This is a genomic window from Streptomyces sp. NBC_00704 (genome assembly GCF_036226605.1).
Lineage (GTDB): Bacteria > Actinomycetota > Actinomycetes > Streptomycetales > Streptomycetaceae > Streptomyces.
Window position 1 is genome coordinate 7,292,014 of the sequence record NZ_CP109000.1, and the last position, 22,100, is coordinate 7,314,113.

Genomic DNA, 22,100 nt, shown 5'->3' on the forward strand with positions numbered 1-22,100 from the left:
CGACACGTCCCCGTCGCCCGCCGGCGGGACCCACGGCGTCCGGGTCTGCCCGCGGTCGCACCGAGTGTGCGAGTGGCTACGGTCCGAAGCCCGAGCGGGCGAGGTGCGCCCTCGTTCGCGCAGGTGAGATGTGTCGCGATTGGACCGGGCCGCACGGGAAACGCGGACGGGGAACACAGTGGCCCGACCAGCGAGGAGGCACCATGGGCACGGAGTCCGAGGCGATGGGCGACGACGTCTACCAGCCCACCGGATCCAACGAGGAGCAGGAGGACGGCGCACCGCTCGACCTCCAGGACGCCCTCGACGAACGCACCTACGACGACACCCTCGACGAGGGCTACTCCCCGCCGGAGAAGCCGCTCGGGGTGACCAAGTACGGCACCACCGCCGCCGAGCAGCACGAGGGCGAGAGCCTGGACCAGCGGCTCGCCCAGGAGGCCCCGGACACGACCGCGCCGGCCGGCGACGGCGTAGGGGACCTTCCCGGCGGCGAGGGCGAGCCCCTCGACCCCGAGGCGGGCGACCGGCGCGCGGGCCGGCTCGTCGCCCCCGACGAGGGCGCCCACCCCGACGCCGTCAAGGAGGAGGTGGCCCGGGACGTGGGCGTGGACGGCGGGGCGGCGGGCGCCGAGGAGGCCGCCGTCCACATCGTCGAGGAGTGAGTCGGGGAGTGAGACCGTCGAGGAGTGAGCGGCCCGTCCCCGGAGGGCCGGTCAGTCCCCGATCCGGTCCAACTGCCGTAGCCGGTTGGTGGCGTCGAGCGCGGCGACCTTGTACGACTCCGCGAGCGTCGGGTAGTTGAACACGGCGTCCACGAGGTAGTCCACGGTGCCGCCGCAGCCCATCACGGACTGCCCGATGTGGATCAGCTCGGTCGCCCCGCTGCCGAAGCAGTGCACGCCCAGCAGCGTGCGGTCCTCGGGCGAGACCAGCAGTTTGAGCATGCCGTGCGCGTCGCCGATGATCTGCCCGCGGGCCAGCTCGCGGTAGCGGGCCACACCCACCTCGAACGGCACGCGCTCCTCGGTGAGCTGGTCCTCGGTGCGCCCCACGAAGCTGATCTCCGGGATCGTGTAGATCCCGATCGGCTGGAGGTGGTGCATCTGCCCGACGGGCTCGCCGCAGGCGTGGTAGGCGGCGGCGCGGCCCTGCTCCATCGCCGTCGCCGCGAGCGCCGGGAAGCCGATGACGTCACCGACGGCGTAGATGTGCCCGACCGGCGTGCGGTAGTGCTCGTCCACCTCGATGCGCCCGCGCCGGTCGGCCGTCAGCCCGGCCTTGTCGAGGTCGAGTCCGTCGGTCAGGCCCTGGCGGCCCGCCGAGTACATCACCGCGTCGGCCGGGATCTTCTTGCCGCTCTCCAGCACGGTCAGCGTGCCCCGCGGATGCCGCTCCACGGCCGCCACGGTCTCCCCGAAGCGGAACGCCACCGCGAGATCGCGCAGGTGGTACTTGAGCGACTCGACGATCTCGACGTCGCACATGTCGAGCATCCCGGCCCGCTTCTCCACCACCGTCACCTTGCTGCCGAGCGCGGCGAACATGCTGGCGTACTCCATGCCGATCACGCCGGCGCCGACGATGACCATCGACTGCGGCACCCGCTCGACGGTCAGCACGTTGTCGGAGTCGAGGATGGTCCGCCCGTCGAACTCCACGCTGTCCGGCCGGGCCGGCCGGGTCCCGGTGGCGATCACGATGTGCTCGGCGCTGATCAGCCGCTCCTGCCCGGTGATCTCGCGCAGGGCGATCGTGTGGTCGTCGACGAAGCGCCCGGTGCCGGCGAACAGGGCGACGTGGTTGCGGGTCAACTGGCTGCGGATGACGTCGATCTCGCGCCCGACCACGTGCTGGGTGCGCGCGGTCAGGTCGGCGACGGTGATGTTCTCCTTGAGCCGGTAGCTCTGTCCGTACAGGTCGCGCTGCGTGAGGCCGGTGAGATAGAGCACCGCCTCGCGCAAGGTCTTGGAGGGAATGGTTCCGGTGTGGAGGGAGACCCCGCCGACCATGTCGGGGCGGTCGACAACGGCCACCCGCCGGCCCAGTTTGGCCGCGGCTATGGCGGCCTTCTGGCCGCCGGGACCTGATCCGATGACGAGCATGTCGAAGTCGGGCACCCTCCGCAGTCTGGCAGGGCGGGGGCGGCCGGGAAAGGGCGGCGACAGCTACGGCAGCAGCTTCTCGATCGCGCCGGGCCCCTCCTCGTCCAGTTTGCGCCGCGCCCACGCGAGCGTGCGCGGCGTCAGGTCGCGTCCCGTGGCGAGGACCATGTCCTCCGCGGAGACCTCGGTGCCGGTGCGGGTGTGGAGCAGGTCGTCCGGGGTGGCGCGGTCGTCCGGGGAGGGTCGGGCGGCGCCGGGCTGTGACGTCGGCATGGTGTCGGCTCCTCGCGTCCGAAGGAATGTACTAACACCATTCATCCTGGAGCCGCACCCCGCAATCGCGATCACCGGCCGGCCGAGATGCCGCGATGATCGGTCAGGGGTGTAATGAGCTGTGTCGGGGCGTCCCCACCCCTGTGCGACGGTCCCGCCGCACGGCAGGAAGGCCCAGCTCATGGAACCCACCGCTGCCGGGAAGCCCTCTCGCGGGGGACTGCGCAGGCTCGGCGCCTGGTGTGCCCGTCACTTCCTCCTCGTCATCCTGGCCTGGCTGGTCGCCCTCGTGGCGCTCCAGGTCACCGACCGCGCCGTCGGCGGCATGTTCGAGGACGACTTCGCGCTGTCGGACACCCAGTCGCAGAAGGGCCTGGACGTCCTCCAGGAGCACGACCCGCAGGCCGGCGGCTACAGCGCCCAGATCGTCATGCGCGACGACCAGAAGGCCTTGAGCGCGCTGAGTTCGCAGATGTCCACCACCGTCGGCGACCTCCAGAAGCTGCCCCACGTGCTGTCGGTGCAGAACCCCCTCTCGCAGAGCCCGACGAAGGTCGGCCCGGTGTCGAACGACGGCAAGACGGGCTACATCACCATCCGCTTCGACGAGCAGCCCAACACCCTCGGCGACGCCTACCTGGACGGCGTCGACCAGGCCGTCCAGCCGCTGCGGGCGGCGGGCGCCGACGTCGAGTACGGCGGCTCGCTCGGCGAACTCGCCCGGCCCAAGGCCAACGACTTGATCAGCGAGGCAATCGGATTCGCGGTCGCGATCGTCGTCCTGCTCATCGGCTTCGGCAGTGTCATCGCCGCCGGACTTCCCCTGGTCACCGCCCTGATCGGGGTCGTCGGCGGGCTGGCGATCCTCGGGCTGCTCGCCGCCGCGTTCACCTTCGCGACCGTCTCGCCGACCCTCGCCACCATGATCGGCCTCGGCGTCGGCATCGACTACGCGCTGTTCCTGATCACCCGGCACCGGCAGAACCTGGTCGACGGCGCCGATCCCGCCGAGGCGGCCGGCCACGCCACCGCCACCAGCGGCCGCGCCGTCCTGGTCTCCGGCACCACCGTGATCATCGCGCTGGCCGGCCTGTACGCGTCCGGGGTGTCCTTCATCGGCAAACTCGGCGTCGCCGCCGCCGTCACCGTCGTCTCCGCCGTCGCCGCCGCCCTCACCCTCGTGCCCGCCATGCTCGGACTCATCGGGCGCGGCATCGACCGCTGGCACGTGCGCAGACCCGTCGCCGAGACCGACGCCGCACCGGGCGCCACCCCGCACGGCACCTGGCACCGCTACGCCAAACGCGTCGAACGCAGGCCCTGGCAGTACCTCGCCGGCGGAGTCGCCGTCATCGCGATCCTCGCCATCCCCGTCTTCTCCATCCAGCTCGGCCACATCGGCGACGGCGCCGACCCGACCTCCTTCACCGACCGGCGCGCCTACGACCTGATGACCGACGCCTTCGGCCCCGGCTCCAACGGACCCCTCACCGTCGTCGTCGACCAGACGTCCGTCCCCACCGACAAACGCTCCGACCTGCAGTCCCAGGCGCAGAAGACGCTGAACGGCGTGTCCGGCGCGGCCACCGTCACCCCGCTGACGGCCACCCAGGACGGCGACGTGCTGATCGGCACCGTCTACTCCGCGCGGGCCCCGCAGGACGCCACCACCACGAACCTGGTGAACCGGCTCAAGGACACCACCCTGCCCGACGCCGTCTCCGGCTACGACGCCAAGGGCTACGTCACCGGCACCACGGCCGCCCAGGTCGACTTCCGCGACATCGTCGCCGCCCGGCTCCCGCTGATCATCTGCGTGGTCGTCGGCCTCGCGTTCCTGATCATCCTCGCCGTCTTCCGCGGCCTCCTCGTCGCCGTCAAGGCCGCCGTCCTCAACGTCCTGTCCATCACCGCCTCCTACGGCGTCGTCGTCGCCGTCTTCCAGTGGGGCTGGGGCGGGCCCGCACTCGGCGTCAACGGCGACGTGCCCATCGAGAGCTATGTGCCGATGATGATGTTCGCGATCATCTTCGGCCTCAGCATGGACTACGAGATCTTCCTGCTCTCCCGCGTCCACGAGGCGTGGCTGCGCACCGGCGACGCCAAGGACTCCGTCGCCCACGCCCTGGAGATCACCGCCCGCGTCATCACCTGCGCGGCCCTGATCATGGTGAGCGTGTTCTCGGCGTTCATCATCAGCGACAGCATCGTCGTCAAGATGCTCGGCCTGGGCCTCGCGGTCAGCGTGCTGATCGACGCGACGGTCGTCCGGCTCCTCATGGTGCCCGCCGTGATGACGCTGCTGGGCTCCCACGCCTGGTGGACGCCCCGGTGGCTGGACCGGATCCTGCCGCACATCGACGCCGAGGGCGACGCGGAGGACCTCAGCGGCCCTCGCGACGGTCCGCCGCGCTCAGCGGGGCCAGGACCAGCATCGTGACGTCGTCGCGGATCGCGGGGGCGTACCGCCGCACGTCCGCCCAGACCCGGTCCGCGGTCGCCGCCGGACCGGCGCCGGCGGCGAGCGCGGGCAGCCGCTCCAGCAAGGGGTAGAACACACCGCCGGCGTCCCGCGCCTCCGAGACGCCGTCCGAGGCGAGGAACAGCCGGTCGCCGGGGCGCAGCGCCAGCCGGACGGCGGTCGGCGCGGCCCCCGGCAGACCCAGCCCCAGCGGCGTCCACGGCACCGCGTCCACCTCCGTGGCCGCGCCGTCGCGCAGCAGCACCGGCGGCGGATGCCCGCAGACGACGATGCGCACCGCGCCGGCGTCGGGCGTGAACTCCACCAGGACGGCCGTCGCGAACAGCTCGGCGACCGCGTCCCGCGCCGAGTCGACCACCAGCCGCCGGTCCAGACGGCCCGCCACCGCCTCCAGGTCCGCCTGGTCCAGCACCGCCTCCCGGAACGCTCCGAGCAGCGAGGACACCGTCGCCACCGCCGCCAGCCCGTGCCCCTGCACGTCCCCCAGCACCGCCCGCACCCCGTGGGGGCTCTCGCGCACGTCGAAGAAGTCGCCGCCGACCAGCGTCCCGCGCTGCGCCGCCCGGTACAGACCCGCGCACCGCAGCGGCCCGACCCGCTCCGGCACCGGCGGCGCCACGGCCCGCTGCGCCGCCTCGGCGACCGTGCGCTCGAGGTCCAGCTGCTGGTCGCGCCGGTGGCGCACGAACGCCACGAACACGCTCAGCAGCGCCACGAACGACACCGTCAGCACATCGGTCTGGCCCGGCCGGTCGAGCTGGAACGCGGGCACGTTCAGCATCACGACGACGGCCACGCCCAGCACCGCGGTGACCGCCGGACCGTACGACAGCACGGCCAGCGGCGGGATCGCGCCCAGCAGGAAGCCGATGTCCAGCGGCTCGGGACTGACCAGCGCGGCCACGCAGACGCCCGCCGCCAGCGCGAGGGGCAGCGCCCGCACCCAGGGCGGCGGCGGCGCGCCCCGCAGCCAGCCCCGCCGTTCGCCGTCCGGTCGTCCCACACCCCCACGCTCCACCCCGGCGCGGGCCGGCGCACGCCGGGACGTCCGGCCGGGGCGGGGCTCAGCCGCCGGGCCGGCGCGTTCCCTCGTCCAGCACGGCCTCGACGTCGGCCAGCACCTCCGTGACGCGCAGCCCGAAGGCGGCGTCGCAGGGGTGCGGGCGGCCGTCGCGGGCCGAGGCGAGCAACTCGTCCGCGGCGCGGGCGAGGGCGTCGGCGGCGTCCGCCCTGCCGTGCGGCAGCCGCGTCACCCCGGCGGCGCCGCGCAGCTCGACGGCCGCCCCGGCCGCCGCGGGCGGGGCCGTCAGGCTGAGCGTCAGCGTGCTGGAGGCGCCGTTCGCGTGGTCCAGGACCGCCAGGACGGTGTCGCCGGGACCGTGGGCCGCGGCCGTCACCCGGCGGACGTCGCCGAGCACCGGCAGCAGCACGGACAGGGCGTGCGGGCCCACGTCCCACAGGGCCCCCTTCTCCCCGCGCCAGGGTGTGGCGAACGGGCTGTCGCTCTCCTCGTGGAAGACGTCCCCGAGCCACTGGGCGTGCGCCGTGAACCAGCCCCCGGCCTCCGCCTGTTCGACGATCCAGGCCCGGGGCCCGGACACGAAACGGGTGGTGAAGAAGACGACCGAGGCCACCCGCGCCTCCCGGACGGCCCGCGCCACGGCCCCCGCGCCCGTCACCGTCGCGGCGACGGGCTTGTCCAGCAGGAGGTGACGGCCGGCCTCGGCGGCGCGCACCGCGAGGCGCGCCTGCACGTCCGGCGGCAGGGCGACGGCCACCGCGTCGACGTCCGCGAGGAGGGCGTCGACGTCGTCGTAGGCGCGCGTGCCGTGGCGGTCCGCCAGTTCCCCGGCGGCCTGCGGGCGACGGCCCCAGACGCCGACGAAGTCGAGCTCCTCGTGGGAGGCGAGGACGGGTGCGTGCACCATGCCCGCCCAGGGTCCGGTGCCGAGCAGACCGATGCGCATACCGCTGACTCTCCCTGCCGTTGCCGACCGACGCCCCCCGGCGAGCCTCGCACACCGGGAGCGGCGCGTACATCCCGTCCGGCTCTCAGGCCGCCCGGACCTCTTCCGCCGCCGCCGGGTCCTTCGCCGCGTCGCGCGCCCGGACGGCCTTCGCGTCCGCGGCGCCGCCGGGGATCAGCCGCAGATGCCGTCGGCGGCCCGCGTGACGGCGCTTGGCCGTGACCGGGGTGAGCAGGCGCTCCTCCACCCGGTCCATGAAGACCAGCAGGACGGACACCAGCGGCAGCAGAAGTACGGCGACCCAGAGCACGGCGTTCTCTTTTCGTCAGGCTCTCTCCGTCAGGCGACAGCCTGCCGAGTGCTCCGAATCGGCCGGCTGATGCATGTCCCGGCTGATGCCGGCGCGCGGCCCGTGCACACCGCGGCGGGGGAGCCCGGGGCAGGGGCCGAAGACCGGTGACTTCGCCGGTCCCCGAAGAGCCGTCCCGGCCGGACAGTTGACTCCGCCGGCCCGCGCCCCGGACCGGCACACCCCACGCGCCAGGCGGAGCGGAGCCCGCCCCGACGGACCCCACACCGCCGGCCGGCCGGCAGACCGGCCAACCGGCGGCAGACCTCCGACGGACCTCGGACGGCCCCCTCGCCGACCCTGGCAGACCCGAGAGAGGACGACTCCTCGTGCAGCAGTCAGCAGACACCGGTGCGGTCCGGCCCCGTGCGGGCCGGACCGCCGCCGCCACCGGCGGCCCCCACCGCCGGCCCGGCCGCCTCGCCGCCCTCACCACCGCGGTCGCGGCCGTCGTCGGACTCACCGCCCTCGGCGGCCCCGGAGCGCACGCGGCGGACAACCCCTACGAACGCGGCCCCGCGCCGACCACGGCGAGCATCGAAGCGGTGCGCGGCCCCTACGCCGTCTCCCGGACCACCGTCTCCCCGCTCGCCGTCACCGGCTTCGGCGGCGGCACGATCTACTACCCGACCAGCACCGCCGACGGCGCCTTCGGCGCGGTCGCCGTCGCGCCCGGCTACACCGGCACCCAGTCCTCCATCGCCTGGCTCGGCCCGCGGCTGGCCTCGCAGGGCTTCGTCGTCTTCACCATCGACACCCTCACCACACTGGACCAGCCCGACTCGCGCGGACGCCAACTGCTCGCCGCCCTGGACCACCTCACGCGGGTCAGCTCCGTGCGCAACCGCGTCGACAGCGGCCGGCTCGGGGTCATGGGCCACTCGATGGGCGGCGGCGGCACCCTGGAGGCCGCCAAGAGCCGTCCCTCGCTGCGGGCCGCGATCCCGCTCACCCCGTGGAACCTCGACAAGACCTGGCCCGAGGTCAGGACGCCGACCCTGGTCTTCGGCGCCGACGGCGACACGATCGCCCCCGTCGCCACCCACGCCGAGCCGTTCTACTCCACCCTGCCGTCCTCCCTGGACCGGGCGTACCTGGAACTGAACAACGCCACCCACTTCACCCCCAACTCGTCCAACACGACGATCGCGAAGTACAGCGTGTCGTGGCTGAAGCGCTTCATCGACGACGACACCCGCTACGAGCAGTTCCTGTGCCCGCTGCCGCGGCCGGGCCTGACGATCGAGGAGTACCGGGGCAACTGCCCGCACACGTCCTGAACGGGCGGCCGCCGCTGTGCCGGTGCCCGCGGCACGGCGGCGGCCGTTGGGCGCGCGCACAGGGAGACTTCCGGCCGTCGAGGGCGAAACGCCTGGTCGCGGGCGCGAACGGCCCACGCCGGCCCGGCAGTCGGCGCCGTCACGGCCCTTCCGCCGTACGGTGCGCGTCCGTAACGTCCCGGCAATGACCGCAGACACGGGCACGGGCGGCGGGGCGTGGGTGGTGACCGGCGAACCCGGCGGCGGCCGTACGTCCTTCCTGGAGAACGCCGCCCGCGCCGCCCGCGCCGCCCGCTCGTCCCCGGCCCCGGCCGTGGTCCGCGTCGCGGGCGACCCGGCGGCGTCGGCCGCGCCGCTGAGCGGGCTGCGCGCACTGCTGCGGGCCCTCGGCGCACCGGCCGAAGGGCGTCCGGACGCGGACGCCCCGGACGCGCCCGGCGCGGTCCTCCTCACGGCGTTGCGCGCCGCGTCGGCCGAAGCGCCCCTGCTGGTGTGCGCCGACGACGCGCATCTGTGGGACGCGGCCACCCGTGCCGCGGTGGGTCGTGCCGCCCGACGCCTGCGCGCCGACGGCCCGGTCCGCGTGCTGCTCAGCGTGGCGGGACACCGTGCCGTCGACGCAGAGTTCGCCGGACTGCCGGTGGTCCGCGTCGCCCCGCTCCCGCCGGCGGAGGCGGCCGCCCTGGTGGAGGAGGCCGCGGGCGGGGCCGTCGACCGCGCGGTCCGCGACGCACTCGTGGACGCCGCGGACGGGAACCCGGCGCTGCTGCTGGCCATGGTCCGGCGGCTGTCGCCCGCCCGGCTGCGCGGCCACGGCGCGCCGCTGCCCCCGCCGGCCGACGCCGAACTGCTGGGCGGCCCGGTGGGCGACCTGCTGACCCGCTGCCCGCCCGACCAGGAGGACCTGCTCCTCACGGTCGCGGCGGCCCTGCGCGACGGGGACGCGGACGATCCCCGCGACGCCCGCGTCGACATCACCCTCGCTCTGCGGGCGGCGGAACGCCTCGCGACCACGACGCCCGGCCGGGACGGCACACCGCCGCACACCGCGCCGCCCGGAAGACGCGCGCTGCCCGAGGCGCTCGTCCTGGCCGACGGCGAAGTCGGTTTCCACAGCGGCCTGTTGCGCCGCGCCGTGTACGCCGCCGCGCGGCCGGAGCGGCGACGCGCCGCGCACCGCGCGCTGGCCGGGGCGCTGGCGGACGCGGGATACGCCGGGCTGCCCGTGCTGCTCCACCGCGCGCGTGGCACTCCCGCGCCCCGGCCCGCGACGGCCCTGCGGCTGGCCCTCGCCGCCGGTGATCCGGTGCGCGCGGCCTCGCCCGGCCTGCGCGGCGCGGCGTTCGCCCGCGCCGCGGAACTGGCCGGGGACCAGGTGCGGCGCGCCGAGTGGTGCACGGCCGCCGCGGAACAGGCCCTGCTCGGCGGACGCACCCACCGGGCCCTGCGACTGCTCGACTCGGCCTTCCTCGCTCCGGGCCCGCCCGGCTCAGGCCCTCTCGACCCGTGCCCTCTCGACCCGTGCCCGGACCACCCGTGCCCGGACGGGGCGGCGGCCGCGGCGGTGCGCGGGCGCGTCGAGTACGTGCGCGGCATGACGCTGCTGTGCGACGGGCCGGTGGACGAGGCCCGGGCGTCCCTGCTGCTGGCCGCCCGCCTCCTGGCCGCGACGGACCCTCGGCAGGCGCAGAACGCGCTGCTGGCCGCCTCGGACGCCGCGTGGGCCGCGGGCGACGCCGTCGGCTGCCTGCACGCGTTGAGCGGGGGCGGGGAGAGCGCCGTCCGCGCTGACCCGTTCGCCCCGAACAGCCCCTGCGCGCAACCGGTTTCGGCCGGGCGCAGGACGCTGGTCCGGCTCGGGGGAGGGCGGACGGCCGGAATCGCGGGCGCGGCCGCGGGATCCGGCCTGTCCGCGCACCGGGGCGAGGACGAGGGCGCCCTGCTGCCGGTGTACCGCGCCGGACTGGGGGCCCTGCTCGAAGGACGGTTCGCGGAGGCGGCGGGACCGTTGCGGCGTCTGGTGTCGGGCGCCGACCACGCGCGGACGGCCGACGACGCGGAAACGGCCCTGCGCGCGGCTGCCGCGGCGCTGCTGCTGGGCGACCTCGGGGCCGCACGCCGTACCGGCGCGCGAGCCCTGACCGTCGCCCGGACCGTCGGCGCAACCACGGCGCTCGCACGGGCGCGGGAGTATCTCGCCTACGCCGAACTGCGCTCCGGACGGCACGCGTTGGCCAGGACCTACGCCGAGGAGGGGCTGCGGACGGCCCTGCGGACCGGACAGGGCAACAAGGCCGCCCAGTACCGCGCGGTGCTGGCCCTGGCGGCCTCCATCGAGTCCGGGCCGGACCTCGTCGCCCGGTACGCGGGCGACGCGCTGGAGACCGCCCGGCAGCACGGCCTGGTCCAGGCCGCGACGATGGCCGAGTGGGCGACGGCCCGGGCCGACCTGGCCCGCGGCCGGCCCCGTGAGGCCGCCGACCGGCTCGCACCGCTGGTGCGCCCCGGGACGCGCCGGGGGCACTTCGCGGTGTGGATGCTCGCGGTTCCCTGCTTCGTCGAGGCGGTGGCGGCCACCGCGGGCCGGCCGCTCGCCGGGCCGCCCGCCGCCGACGGGACCGGGCACGTCCCCGCAGCCGGCGACGCGACCGGCACGCCCGGCGCGTCCGAGGCCGTCGCGGTCGCCGCCGCCGTCGTGGAGGAGTTCGCCCGCTGGGCCGGGTTCGGCGCCGACCCCCAGGCCCCCGCCCAACTGCTGCGCTGCCGTGCCCTGCTGGCCCCGGCGGACCGGGCCGACGCCCTCTACCGTGCCGCCGTCGACCTGCACGACGCGACCGGCGGCGGCGACTTCGAACGCGCCCGCACCGAACTGCTCCACGGCAAATGGCTCCGTCGGCGCCGCCGCCTGCGCGAGGCCCGCGACCGTCTCGGGGCCGCACTGGTGGGGTTCGAGCGCTGCGGCGCCCGCGTGTGGGCCGACCAGGCGCGCGCCGAACTGCGGGCGGGAGGCGCGGCCCCCGCGGGCCGGGCGGGCGCCGGGGCCCTGTCCGCGCTGACGCCGCAGCAACTGCGGATCGCCCACTTCGTCGCCGACGGCGCGACCAACCGTGAGGTGGCCCTCACCCTCTCCGTCAGCACCCGCACCGTGGACTACCACCTGCGGAAGGTCTTCGCGGCGCTGGGCGTGCGCTCCCGCGTCGAACTGGCGCGCCTGGTCGACAGGGCACGCTAGACGCGACGTCCGGCTCACCCCCTTCCCCCCGCGCGCCGACGAAGCGGGCACCCGTACGCCGGCCCGACCGTCACGCCTCACAGGGACGTGCCCCGTGCCCAGGACGTGCCCTGGACGCGTCCGAGAGCCGTCCAGGACGCACCCCGGACCCGGCCGCTCGGGCCGCTCCGGCCCGGCCGCGGCCGCGCGGCGGAGCGTTCGCGCCGAAATCAATCGTGCTCACCCCCTGGGGACCGACCGGACGGTATGCCATCCTTCGGGGCAGGACGAGCCGACGGCGGGACACAGCCCCGGGGGAGGACCCGCGATGCATCACGCCCTACGGTCACGGACCGCGTTCCGTCCCGCACCGGCCGCGCCGTCGGCGCCCGCCCTGCGGCAGCACCCGCGGCCCGGCCGCTCGCTGATCGACGCCGACGCCCTGCGGGTCCTGCACCGCGCGGCCCGCGTGCTCCTGGCGGACCTGCCCGACCTCACCGACCGGCTGGTCGCCGCGCTCCAGGAGCAGGAGCCCGCCTACCGCGCGACCGTGACCAGCGATCCGGGAGCGACCTGGCAGGAGGTGCACCGCTCGCTGCGGCACAGCGTGTCCTCGCTCCTCGACCCGCGCGGCAGCCGGGACGCCGCCCGCCGCTGTTCGTGGAAGATCGGCGCGACCCGCGCGGAGCAGGGGCTTCCGCTGGACGCCCTGCTGCACGCGTTCCGGCTCGGCGGGTCCCTGGTGTGGCAGGGCCTCATCGAGGAGACCTCCCGCTCCGCTCCCGAGGACGTACGGCTGCTCGTCCACGTCGCCTCCGACGTGTGGGACTTCGTCGACGAGCACTGCGCCCTCGTCGCCGACGCCTACCGGCAGACCGAGCGGCAGCTCGCCTGGCGGCGGGAGAACCGGCTGCGGCTGCTCGCGGGCGCGCTCCTCGACGGCGCCTGCCGGATCGCCGACCTGCCGGACACCTCCCACGCGCTGGACCTGCCCGAAGAGGGCCGGTACACGGTCGTGGCGGTCACCGGCGGCGACCCCTCCGCCGCGGCGGCCGCCCGGGCCGCCCTGGCCCGCGGCCGCCGGGTGTACTGGCACACCGGCGTGGAGGTGGACTACGGCATCGTGCTGCTCGCCGGGCACGAGACCACCGACTCCGACGCCGACGACTCCGACATCGACGCCGACGCCCACGTCACTGCCGAGGGGACTTCCGGGGGCGTGGGTGTGGGCGTGGGCGGGGCCGGCGGGCCGGGCGGGGGCGCCCGGGCGGGTGTCAGCACCGCGGTGTCCGGCCTGGCCGCCGTCGGCGACGCCCGCCGTCTCGCCGACGTCGCGCTGCGCATGTGCCCGGACGGCGGCGGCGTCGTCCGGCTGACGGACCGTCTTCCCGCCGCGCTGGTCCTCTCCGCCCCCGACCTGGGCGCGGCGCTGGTCCAGCGGGTACTCGGGCCGCTCGGCGCACTGGAACCGGCCGACGAGGCCCTCCTCCTCGACACCCTGGCGGCCTGGCTCGCCTGCGACGGCTCCGCCCAGCGGGCGGGGGAGCGGCTGTACTGCCACCGCAACACCGTCCTGAACCGGCTGCGCCGCTACGAGCAGCTCACGGGACGTTCCCTGTCCCGGCCGGCCGACCTGGTCGAGATCAGCCTCGCCCTGACGGCCCGCGGCCTGCCCACCGGCTGAGAGACGCCCCCGCCCGAACCGGTCTCCGGCAGCACCGGTCCCCGTATGTGCCGGCCCCCGGCCGGTCCGTTGCCCACCCGGCCGGTCCGTTGCCCACCCGCCCGCGCCGGTTCCCACCCGCCCGCGCCGGTTCCCGCCCGCCCGCGCCGGTTCCCGCCGGTCCCAGGCCGGGCCGTCGCCCGGCCCTCCCGCCGCCCACCCGCCCGCGCCGGCCCCGCCCATCCGCCGCCCACTTGCCCGCGCCGCCCACCTGCCGCGCCGCCCACCTGCCTGCGCCGCCCATCCGCCCGCGCCGGCCCCGCCCATCCGCCGCCCGCCGCCCGCTTGCCCGCGCCGCCCACCTGCCGCGCCGCCCACCTGCCTGCGCCGCCCACCCGCCCGCGCCGGCCCCGCCCATCCGCCGCCCGCCGCCCGCCGCCCGCTTGCCCGCGCCGCCCACCTGCCGCGCCGCCCACCTGCCTGCGCCGCCCACCCGCCCGCGCCGGCCCCGCCCATCCGCCGCCCGCCGCCCGCTTGCCCGCGCCGCCCACCTGCCGCGCCGCCCACCTGCCTGCGCCGCCCACCCGCCCGCGCCGGCCCCGCCCATCCGCCGCCCGCCGCCCGCTTGCCCGCGCCGCCCGCTTGCCCGCGCCGCCCACCTGCCGCGCCGCCCACCTGCCTGCGCCGCCCATCCGCCCGCGCCGGTTCCCGCCCGCGCCGGCCCCCGCCGGGCCGTCGCCCGACCCTCCCGCCGCCCACCCGCCCGCGCCCGCCCCCGGCCGGGCCGTCGCCCGGCCCTCCCGCCGTCCACCCGCCCCCGCGTGGCGTCTGGGCAGCCGCACAAGCCGTCCGACCTCCCGTTGGGGCGGCGCAGCGACCCCGGCTCCGTGCCTGTACCGGCGGGCGCCGCCCGTGCTGTCGTGGGCTCCCTTCCCCCGAAACGCCGTGCCCGTCGGCACGGCCCCGAGGAGCCGCGATGCCCGAAGCACCCCCACAGGAGCGGCCCGCGCTGCACGTCGAAGGTCTCGACGTGACGTACGGGAGGGCCTTGTCGGCCCTGCGTTCCGTGTCCCTGAGCGTCCCGCACGGCGCGGTGGTGGCGCTGCTCGGCGCCAACGGCGCCGGCAAGTCCACGCTGCTGCGGGCGGTGTCGGGCACCCTGCGTCTGCACCGCGGCGCCGTCACCGCCGGCCTCGTCCGCTACGGGGAGACCGTCCTGGACGGCCGCGACCCGGTCGCGGCGGTGCGGGCCGGCGTCGTCCAGGTCCCGGAAGGGCGCCGTGTCTTCGCCGGTCTGACCGTCGAGGAGAACCTGCGCTCCGGCGGACTCGGCCTCGGACGGCGGGCCCCCGCGCAGGTCCGCGAGGCCCGGGACCGCGTGTACACGCTCTTCCCCGTGCTCGCCGAGCGCGGACGCCAGCAGGCGGGGCTGCTGTCCGGCGGCGAGCAGCAGATGCTCGCCATCGGCCGGGCCCTGATGGCGGCGCCCCGGCTGCTGCTGCTCGACGAGCCCTCCCTGGGCCTCGCGCCGCGCATGGTGTTCCGGATCGCCGAGGTGATCCGCGAGATCAACGCCCAGGGCACGGCCGTCCTGCTGGTCGAGCAGAACGCGGGCATGGCCCTGTCGCTCGCCAGCCACGCCCACGTCCTGGAGGTGGGGGAGATCCGGCTCTCCGGACCGGCCGACGACCTCGCCCGCACCGACGCGGTACGCCGCCTCTACCTCGGCGACCCGGCCGGCGACCAGGGGGCCGCGTGAAGCTCCGCGCCGCCGCCGGTCCCACCACCCGCCCTGCCGCCGGTCCCGCTCCCGGACGCCCGCAGGGGCCGCCGCCCGAACTGAGCGTGCGGGACGTGACCGTGCGCTTCGCCGGCCTGACCGCCCTGGACACGGTGTCCTTCACCGTCGCCCCGGGTACCGTGCACGCCCTGATCGGCCCCAACGGCGCGGGCAAGTCCACCTGCTTCAACGTCCTGTCGGGCCTGTACCGCCCGGCGTCCGGCCAGGTCACGCTCGGCGGCACCCCCCTCACCGGGCTCGCACCCCACCGCGTCGCCGCCCTCGGCGTGGCCCGCACCTTCCAGAACATCGTCACCACCGAGGGCACCGTGGCCGACAACCTGATGCTCGGCCGGCACGTCCTGTCCCGTGCGGGCTTCGCGGCGAGCGCGCTGCGCCTGCCCGGCGTCTCGCGCGAGCAGCGCGCCCACCGCGAGCGGGCCCGCGAGATCGCCGAACTCACCGGCCTCGGGGGCCACTTCGACACCCCCGTCGGCCTGCTCTCGTACGGCGACCGCAAGCGCGTCGAACTCGCCCGCGCCCTGTGCCTGGAGCCGCGCGTCCTGCTGCTCGACGAGCCCGTCGCCGGCATGAACGGCGCCGAACGCGCCCGCACCGCAGAGACGGTGGACGCCGTGCGCGCCGAACTCGGCCTGTCCGTCGTGCTGGTCGAGCACGACATGGGACTGGTGATGCGCCTCGCCGACGAGGTCACCGTCCTCGACTTCGGCCGCCGCATCGCCCACGGCGCCCCCGACGAGATCCGCCGCCATCCCGACGTGCTGCGCGCCTACCTCGGCACGCCCGGAGAGGACCCCGCATGACCGCCCTCCTCGACAGCGTCCTCGCCGGCCTGGCCCTGGGCGCGGTGTACGCCCTGGTCGCGCTCGGCTTCGTCGTCATCTTCAAGGCGTCCGGGGTGCTCGACTTCGCCCACGGCTCGCTGCTGCTGTTCGGCGGCTACCTGATCGCCGTCCTCCACGACGACCTCGGCTTCGCGGGCGCCCTCGCGGTGTCCGTCCTGGCGACCGCCGCCCTCGCCGGCGCCCTGGACCGGCTGCTGCTGCAACGCGGCGACCCCGACCCCAGGGCCGCCCACGTCCAGACGATCGTCACCATCGGCGTGGACATCGTGCTGCTCACCGACCTGTCCCGGCGCATCGGCGGCGACCTGCTCACCCTCGGCGACCCCTGGGGCGACTCGGTGACCCGGCTGGGACCCGTGACCGTCGCCGACAGCCGGCTCGCCGCGATCGCCGTCGCCGCACTCGCCATCGCGGCCGTGTTCGCCCTGTTCCGGTTCACGCCCTGGGGCCTGGCGCTGCGCGCCGCCGCCGAGGACCGGGAAGCGGCCGCCCTCATGGGGGTGCGGCTGAGCCGGGTGCGGATGCTCGCCTGGTGCCTGGCCGGCGCCCTCGCCGCACTGGCCGCCGTGTTCCTCGCCGCGTTCCCGGCTCCCGGACTGGAGCGCACCACCGGGCAGATCGCCCTCAAGGCCTTCCCCGCGGCGATCCTCGGCGGCCTCGCCTCCCCGCCCGGCGCCCTGGCGGGCAGCCTGATCATCGGCCTGACCGAAGCCCTCGCGGCGGGCTACCAGTCCGAACTGCACGTCCTGGGCGACGGGTTCGGCGACGTGGCCCCCTACGCGGTGATGGTGGCCGTGTTGCTGGTGCGGCCCACCGGGCTGTTCGGCGCGAAGGAGGCCACCCGTGTCTGACCGCACCCCCGAGCGCGCCGCACCCCTGCGCGCCCTGCCCAGGAGCGGCCTCCCCGCCGGCGCGGTCCGCAGGGGGGCGGCGGCCCTGCTGACCGCGCTCCTGCTCTGCGCGCCGCCCTTCTACCTGGACGCCTTCTGGCTGCGCACCGGCCTGTTCGCCATGGCCGCCGCGATCGGCGCCGTCGGCCTCGGCCTCCTCGCGGGCACCGCGGGCCAGCTCTCCCTCGGGCACGCCTTCTTCCTCGCCGTGGGCGCCTACGGCTACACGTGGCTGGCGGGAGAGCCCGGGCCCGGCCTCCCGCCCGCGCTCGCGGCCCTCCTCGCCGTGCTGCTCGCCGGAGCGGCCGGCGGGCTGTTCAGCCCCGTCGCCGGGCGGGTGCGCGGCATCTACCTGGGCGTCGCGACCCTCGCCCTGGTCTTCCTGGGCCACCATGTGCTGCTCACCGCCGACTCCGTCACCGGCGGCTTCAACGGCCGCTCGGTGCCGCCGCTGACCGTCGGCGGGTTCTCCTTCGCCGCCGACGCCCCGCCCCTCGCCGTCCTCGGAGTGCCGTTCGGCGCGGAGGAACGCCTGTGGTTCCTGGGCCTGGCCCTGGTGGCGGCCACCTGGTGGACCGCCCGCGGACTGCTGCGCGGACGCCCCGGCCGCGCCCTGGCCGCGCTCCGCGACAGCGAGACCGCGGCCTCCGTCATGGGCGTCGACGTCGCCCGGTACCGGTCGGCGGCCTTCGTGGTGTCGTCGATGTACGCCGGCCTGGCCGGAGTGCTGCTCGCGCTGGTCTTCCGCCGGGTCGTGCCCGACTACTTCGGACTGGCGCTCTCCGTCGACTACCTGGCCATGATCGTCATCGGCGGTCTGGGCTCGGTCGCCGGAGCCGTCGCCGGCGCCGCCTTCGTCACCGCGCTGCCCCTGCTCATGACCCGCTACGCCGACCAACTGCCCCTGGTCACCGCGCCAGGGGCCGCCGACGCCGGGGTCGGACCCACCGAGGCGGCCCGCTACCTCTACGGCGCGGCGATCGTCCTGGTCCTGCTGTACGCCCCCGACGGACTGCACGGTCTCGTGCGCCGGCTGGGCGCGCGCCTGCGCCCGGCCTCCCCGCCCGTCCCGCCGAACCCGAGCCCCTCCGCCTCAGCCTCCGCCGTCCGAGCCAAGGAGCCCACCCCGTGAACCGCACGCACCACCGACACCGCACCCCCGCCGTCCTCGCCGCCGCGCTCGCGGCCCTGCTCGTCACGGCCACCGGCTGTAGCTCCAAGGCGGACGGCGGCGGCGCCTCCGAGGACGCCGACGGCGTCAGGACCGGCCCCGGCGTCACCGCGAAGACCCTCAGACTCGGCGCCCTCACCGACCTCACCGGCCCCTACGCCACCCTCGGCAAGTCCATCGTGCAGGCGCAGCAGATGTGGGCCGACGAGACCAACGCCGCCGGCGGCGTCTGCGGACGCAAGGTCGAGATCGTGGTCAAGGACCACGGCTACGACGTCCAGAAGGCGGTCACCGCCTACGCCGACCTCGCCCCCGACGTGGTGGCGCTGCCGCAGGTCATCGGATCGCCCGTGGTCGCGGCCCTCCTCGACGACATCGAGCGCGACCACCTGCTGACCTTCCCGCAGGCCTGGGCGGCCTCCCTGCTGGGCCACGACTCCGTCCAGGTCATCGGCACCACCTACGACGTCGACATGATCGCCGCCGTCGACTTCCTCACCCGGACCAAGGGGCTCGCCGCGGGCGACGCGGTCGGGCACGTCTACTTCGAGGGCGACTACGGCGCCAACGCCCTCCAGGGCTCCACCTGGGCGGCCCAGCGCGCCGGCCTGAAGATCGTCCCGCAGAAGATCAAGGCGACCGACACCGACCTCACCGCGCAGGTGTCGGCGTTGCGCAAGGCGGGCGTGAAGGCCGTCCTGATCAGCGCGGGCCCCGCCCAGACCGCCTCCCTGGTCGGCGTCGCCGCCTCACGGGGCCTGCGCGTGCCCGTGGTCAGCAGCGCGCCCGGCTTCGCGCCGCAGCTGATGAAGACCCCCGCCGCGCCGGCGCTGGCCGCCATGCTGGACGTGGTCAGCGCGGCCCCCGCCGTCAGCTCGGACCTGCCCGGCGTCAAGGCGATGGCCGCCGCGTACGCGAAGAAGTACCCCGGCTCCCCGGTCGACTCGGGCGTGCTGTCCGGCTACAACGCCGCCGAACTGCTGGGCGCCGACCTGAAGAAGGCCTGCGCGGCGGGCAGCCTCGCGCGCGAGGACGTGGTGAAGGCGCACCGCTCGCAGAAGAGCGCCGACACCGGGCTCGGCTCCCCGCAGGACTTCTCCGACGTCGACCGGCCCGCCGCCCTGGCGTCCTACGTCCTCAAGCCGGACGCGAAGGCGGTCGGCGGCCTGGTCGGCGTCGAGGACGCGCACCGGGCGCCGGGCGTCACGGAGTACCTGGCGAACCGCTCCTGATCCGCCCGCGGACGGGCCGGCCGCCCCCCGCGCGGCCGGCCCGGACCGCGTTCGGCGGGCGCGCCCCGGCCGCCTTCGCCCGCCCCGCCGCCCGCCCCGCACCGCGGGCGGATCCCGCGGACGGTCATGGCCGGATTCCGACCCCGGCGAGTGACATGAGCCACCGACAGGCATGAACCGCCCAGGTCCGGGCACACGCAGCGCAATACAGGAGAGAGGGGCGCTCGTGATCGTTCCGGACCCGAAGGTCGCCAGGACGCTGCTGACCCGCTACGCCACGCTGAGGATCGCTCAGGCGGAGCGGGAGACGCCACAGGCGGCTCGAGAGCTTCAGGACGTGACATACACCTTGTGCGTGCTGATGGGCACGCCCGACGTCCGGGAGGCGGTCGCCGCGGCGGACGCCCTGCTGGAGTCGGCGGCGGCGACGCCCGCGCAGGAAGCCGAGCACGCCGACGCCACCGCGAACGCCGGGAACGGACTGTCCCTGGCGGTGTGACCGCGGCACGCGGACGACGCGACGCCGCCAGGCGTCGACCGGCCCGGGCGCGGCGATGCTCGATTTCGGGCCAACGCCGCGCCCGGGTCCGTCACGAGACGGTCGAGCCGCACCGGTCGGCGTGCCGGCGGCCGGGCTCCGCGGGCGGCCCGGACAGCCACTGCGCGATGGCGCGGGCGATCGGCTGGCCGGTGTCCACCTCCACGAAGCCGAACTGCCCCGACTGGTTGCACTCCAGGAACCACCACATGCCGTCGGCGTCCTCCGCGAAGTCGAAGGCGCCGTAAGCCAGTTCCGCCTCCCGCAGATATCTGTGCACGCCTTCCGCGAGCCGCGGCGGGACCTCGACGGGGCGCCAGGGCGTGGTCGACGGCGAGAAGCGCACGTCCACCACGTCGGGATCGCCGCCGGGGACCGTCTCCTTGCGGGCGGCCAGCAGCCGGTCGCCGACGGCCGTCAGCCGTATGTCGGCCCGCTTGGCCACCCGGCGCTGGAGCAGCGTCGGGCCGTAGGCCACGGCGGCGAAGTCCGCGCCCGGCGGCACCCGGGTGGTGGGCACCGCGCGGGGCGGATCCTGCGGATGCGCCCCGGACACCGGCTTGACCACCAGATCCGGGTAGCGGTCCGCGAACTCGCGCGCCGCCTGCGGGAACGTGGTGATGAGCGTGGCGGGCACCGGAAGGCCGCTGCGCTGCGCCAGCCGGAGCTGCCAGGGCTTGTGCCGGGCGCGCAGCGACGCGTCCGGGTGGTTCATCCAGCGCGCCCCGGTACCTCGGAGCATGCCGTAGAGCGCCTGTGAGGACTCCTCCGTGAGCCACGCCGACGGCTCGGGCGCCCGGGACGCGGGGACGCCGGGCCGGCGCACCCACACCGACCTGAGCCCCTCGAGGCTCAGCAGCCGGCCGGCGGACGACAGGTGGCCGCGGAAGGCCCCGTGCACGAACTCGCCGGACAGCGCGACGGAATGGGTCAGGTCGGCGGGGTCGAACCGGACGACCGGGACGCCGGCGGCGTTCAGGTGCACGACCACCATGTCCGCCGTGACGTCTTCTTCACAGGTCAGAATGAGCACGGTCATTTCGCTTCGGCCCGTGTTCAGTCGTCGAAGTGGGTCTTGGAGCCCGCCGTCGAGGTCGTGGTCCCGAGTTCTCTCAGAAGGGCGTGGTCGCGCGCGGCGATCCGACCGTCGAAGAGTACGTTCAACTGCAGTCCGTGATCGTAGGCGTACGGAGTGGCGAACTCCAACTCCGCCGCAGGGCGTGCGTAGTTGAGCGTGAACGGTTTCATCGTCTCTCCCTCGTCGGTACTGCTTCGATCAAGCGGTGCCGCTGTGCGACGTCACTCGGGCCCGCTGCGTGGTGCTGGATACGTGCGACCTTCAGTCACTTATACGAATCGAACGGGTGGTTGGTTTCCTTACTCTCCGTGTTCATCGGGGAGTTGGGCGCCGAGCAGGGCGCGGAGCAGGGGAGATCGGGTCGAGCGGGGGTGAAAACGTCTTCCCGGACGGTCAGTCGGCGAGCTGTTCGGGGCTGTTCCCGGGCGCGCGGCGCAGGGTGCGCAGGGCCAGCAGGAGGACGCCGATGTCGTCGAGGTACACGGGGTCCGGGAGGAGGTCGGTGGGGAGCACGAAGTACAGGACCGCCCCCCAGAAGACCCAGCGCGGGCCGGTGGGCAGTCCCGCCCGCCTCAGGCCGCGTCGGGCCCGGACCAGGCGCACCAGCACCGTGGCGGCCACGGCGAACAGGGCCGCGGCGGCCACCGCCGCGACGACGACGAGCGTGGTTGGCGCATCCACGGGCCCTCCCGGTGGTCCGTCGCGCGGCGTCTGCTCTCTTTGTCCTGCTCTGTCGGACCTTGGCGCGTGGTCCCTGAGAGTCGGATTCCCCGCTTTCCGTTCCCGGATTCCCGCTGCGGCCGGGATTACCGCATCGGACGCGTCCCGCAGGGCGCGCGTCCCGCACGGGCGCGCCGGGACGGCCTCTCCGTCGCGGTGCTCGCCGCGGCGTCGGCCGCGGCCGGCCCGTGCCTGCCGTCGGCGCTGCCGCTGGTCCGCCGGCCCGCCCTGGTCCCGCTCATGGCGGCGGTGCCGGTGCCGGCGGCCCTGGCGGGCGCCCAGCTGCTCGCCGCCGCGCATCGGCGTGGCGGAACTGTCCAGAGCCACGGAGGGGACCCTGGCCCCGACGTGGCTGGCCCCCCGGCGGCGGGGCCGCCGTGCTGACGCTGTTCGCCGCCCTCTTCGTAGGCCTCGCCCGACCGCTGGGCGACCCTCGCCCGGCCCCGGGAACACCTCCGGACCCGACGACCGCCCCGGCTCACACCTCCGCCCCGT

19 protein-coding genes are annotated in these 22,100 nt (G+C 75.8%); 11 read left to right on the forward strand and 8 right to left on the reverse strand.

What is annotated here, in order from left to right; translation table 11 throughout:
* The first annotated feature begins 203 nt into the window (after positions 1 to 203).
* Positions 204 to 665, forward strand: coding sequence for a DUF5709 domain-containing protein (locus tag OG802_RS31640; protein WP_329416058.1), 462 nt, complete (start codon positions 204 to 206; stop codon positions 663 to 665).
* A gap of 51 nt (positions 666 to 716) precedes the next feature.
* Here the strand turns inward: OG802_RS31640 and sthA are convergent, their stop codons facing one another.
* Both sthA and OG802_RS31650 read right to left on the reverse strand, forming a co-directional pair.
* Complete coding sequence (gene sthA / locus OG802_RS31645; protein ID WP_329416059.1) at positions 717 to 2,120, reverse strand: Si-specific NAD(P)(+) transhydrogenase; 1,404 nt, start codon at positions 2,118 to 2,120, stop codon at positions 717 to 719.
* Positions 2,121 to 2,168: 48 nt separating this feature from the next.
* Positions 2,169 to 2,378 (reverse strand): hypothetical protein, encoded by a 210-nt coding sequence (locus OG802_RS31650; protein ID WP_329416060.1) that lies wholly within the window; start codon positions 2,376 to 2,378, stop codon positions 2,169 to 2,171.
* Positions 2,379 to 2,559: 181 nt separating this feature from the next.
* Between OG802_RS31650 and OG802_RS31655 the strand changes: the two genes are divergently transcribed.
* Positions 2,560 to 4,818 (forward strand): MMPL family transporter, encoded by a 2,259-nt coding sequence (locus OG802_RS31655; protein ID WP_329416061.1) that lies wholly within the window; start codon positions 2,560 to 2,562, stop codon positions 4,816 to 4,818.
* On the opposite strand, the gene OG802_RS31660 is transcribed toward OG802_RS31655, so the two are convergent.
* The 3 genes from OG802_RS31660 to OG802_RS31670 form a co-directional block, all read right to left on the reverse strand.
* A complete protein-coding gene (locus OG802_RS31660; protein WP_329416063.1) occupies positions 4,763 to 5,863 on the reverse strand; it encodes a PP2C family protein-serine/threonine phosphatase in 1,101 nt (366 codons plus the stop codon). The genes OG802_RS31655 and OG802_RS31660 overlap by 56 nt on opposite strands.
* A 61-nt stretch (positions 5,864 to 5,924) precedes the next feature.
* A complete protein-coding gene (locus OG802_RS31665; protein ID WP_329416064.1) occupies positions 5,925 to 6,827 on the reverse strand; it encodes a Gfo/Idh/MocA family protein in 903 nt (300 codons plus the stop codon).
* An 85-nt stretch (positions 6,828 to 6,912) separates the two neighbouring features.
* On the reverse strand, positions 6,913 to 7,137 hold the full coding sequence (locus OG802_RS31670; RefSeq protein ID WP_329416066.1) for a hypothetical protein: 225 nt from the start codon (positions 7,135 to 7,137) through the stop codon (positions 6,913 to 6,915).
* 368 nt (positions 7,138 to 7,505) lie between these two features.
* On the opposite strand from OG802_RS31670, the gene bdeA reads away from it, so the two are divergent.
* The 9 genes from bdeA (at position 7,506) to OG802_RS31715 (ending at position 19,768) form a co-directional block, all read left to right on the forward strand.
* Positions 7,506 to 8,456: a bis(hydroxyethyl) terephthalate hydrolase gene (gene bdeA, locus OG802_RS31675; protein ID WP_329416067.1), complete on the forward strand. Its 951-nt coding sequence runs from the start codon at positions 7,506 to 7,508 to the stop codon at positions 8,454 to 8,456.
* Positions 8,457 to 8,640: 184 nt separating this feature from the next.
* Entirely contained in the window at positions 8,641 to 11,688 is a 3,048-nt protein-coding gene (locus tag OG802_RS31680) for a helix-turn-helix transcriptional regulator (protein ID WP_329416069.1), read from the forward strand.
* Between the two features lie 307 nt (positions 11,689 to 11,995).
* Positions 11,996 to 13,351: a helix-turn-helix domain-containing protein gene (locus OG802_RS31685; protein WP_329416071.1), complete on the forward strand. Its 1,356-nt coding sequence runs from the start codon at positions 11,996 to 11,998 to the stop codon at positions 13,349 to 13,351.
* A gap of 955 nt (positions 13,352 to 14,306) precedes the next feature.
* Complete coding sequence (locus tag OG802_RS31690) at positions 14,307 to 15,089, forward strand: ABC transporter ATP-binding protein (RefSeq protein WP_329416072.1); 783 nt, start codon at positions 14,307 to 14,309, stop codon at positions 15,087 to 15,089.
* 80 nt (positions 15,090 to 15,169) lie between these two features.
* Complete coding sequence (locus tag OG802_RS31695) at positions 15,170 to 15,934, forward strand: ABC transporter ATP-binding protein (RefSeq protein WP_329417560.1); 765 nt, start codon at positions 15,170 to 15,172, stop codon at positions 15,932 to 15,934.
* Entirely contained in the window at positions 15,931 to 16,827 is an 897-nt protein-coding gene (locus tag OG802_RS31700; RefSeq protein ID WP_329416074.1) for a branched-chain amino acid ABC transporter permease, read from the forward strand. Before OG802_RS31695 ends, OG802_RS31700 begins: the two co-directional genes overlap by 4 nt.
* Before the next feature lie 34 nt (positions 16,828 to 16,861).
* Entirely contained in the window at positions 16,862 to 17,998 is a 1,137-nt protein-coding gene (locus OG802_RS31705; protein ID WP_443055468.1) for a branched-chain amino acid ABC transporter permease, read from the forward strand.
* Positions 17,995 to 19,269 carry an ABC transporter substrate-binding protein gene (locus OG802_RS31710; protein WP_329416076.1) on the forward strand — a complete coding sequence of 425 codons (1,275 nt, stop codon included), beginning with the start codon at positions 17,995 to 17,997 and terminating at the stop codon, positions 19,267 to 19,269. Before OG802_RS31705 ends, OG802_RS31710 begins: the two co-directional genes overlap by 4 nt.
* 226 nt (positions 19,270 to 19,495) lie before the next feature.
* A complete protein-coding gene (locus OG802_RS31715; RefSeq protein ID WP_329416079.1) occupies positions 19,496 to 19,768 on the forward strand; it encodes a DUF5133 domain-containing protein in 273 nt (90 codons plus the stop codon).
* A 91-nt stretch (positions 19,769 to 19,859) separates the two neighbouring features.
* Here the strand turns inward: OG802_RS31715 and tgmB are convergent, their stop codons facing one another.
* The 3 genes from tgmB to OG802_RS31730 all read right to left on the reverse strand — a co-directional run bounded on the left by tgmB (position 19,860) and on the right by OG802_RS31730 (position 21,566).
* On the reverse strand, positions 19,860 to 20,846 hold the full coding sequence (gene tgmB, locus OG802_RS31720) for an ATP-grasp ribosomal peptide maturase (RefSeq protein ID WP_329416081.1): 987 nt from the start codon (positions 20,844 to 20,846) through the stop codon (positions 19,860 to 19,862).
* A gap of 17 nt (positions 20,847 to 20,863) precedes the next feature.
* Entirely contained in the window at positions 20,864 to 21,055 is a 192-nt protein-coding gene (tgmA, locus tag OG802_RS31725) for a putative ATP-grasp-modified RiPP (protein ID WP_329416082.1), read from the reverse strand.
* Positions 21,056 to 21,278: 223 nt separating this feature from the next.
* Positions 21,279 to 21,566, reverse strand: coding sequence for a YkvA family protein (locus OG802_RS31730; RefSeq protein ID WP_329416083.1), 288 nt, complete (start codon positions 21,564 to 21,566; stop codon positions 21,279 to 21,281).
* Positions 21,567 to 22,100 lie beyond the last annotated feature (534 nt).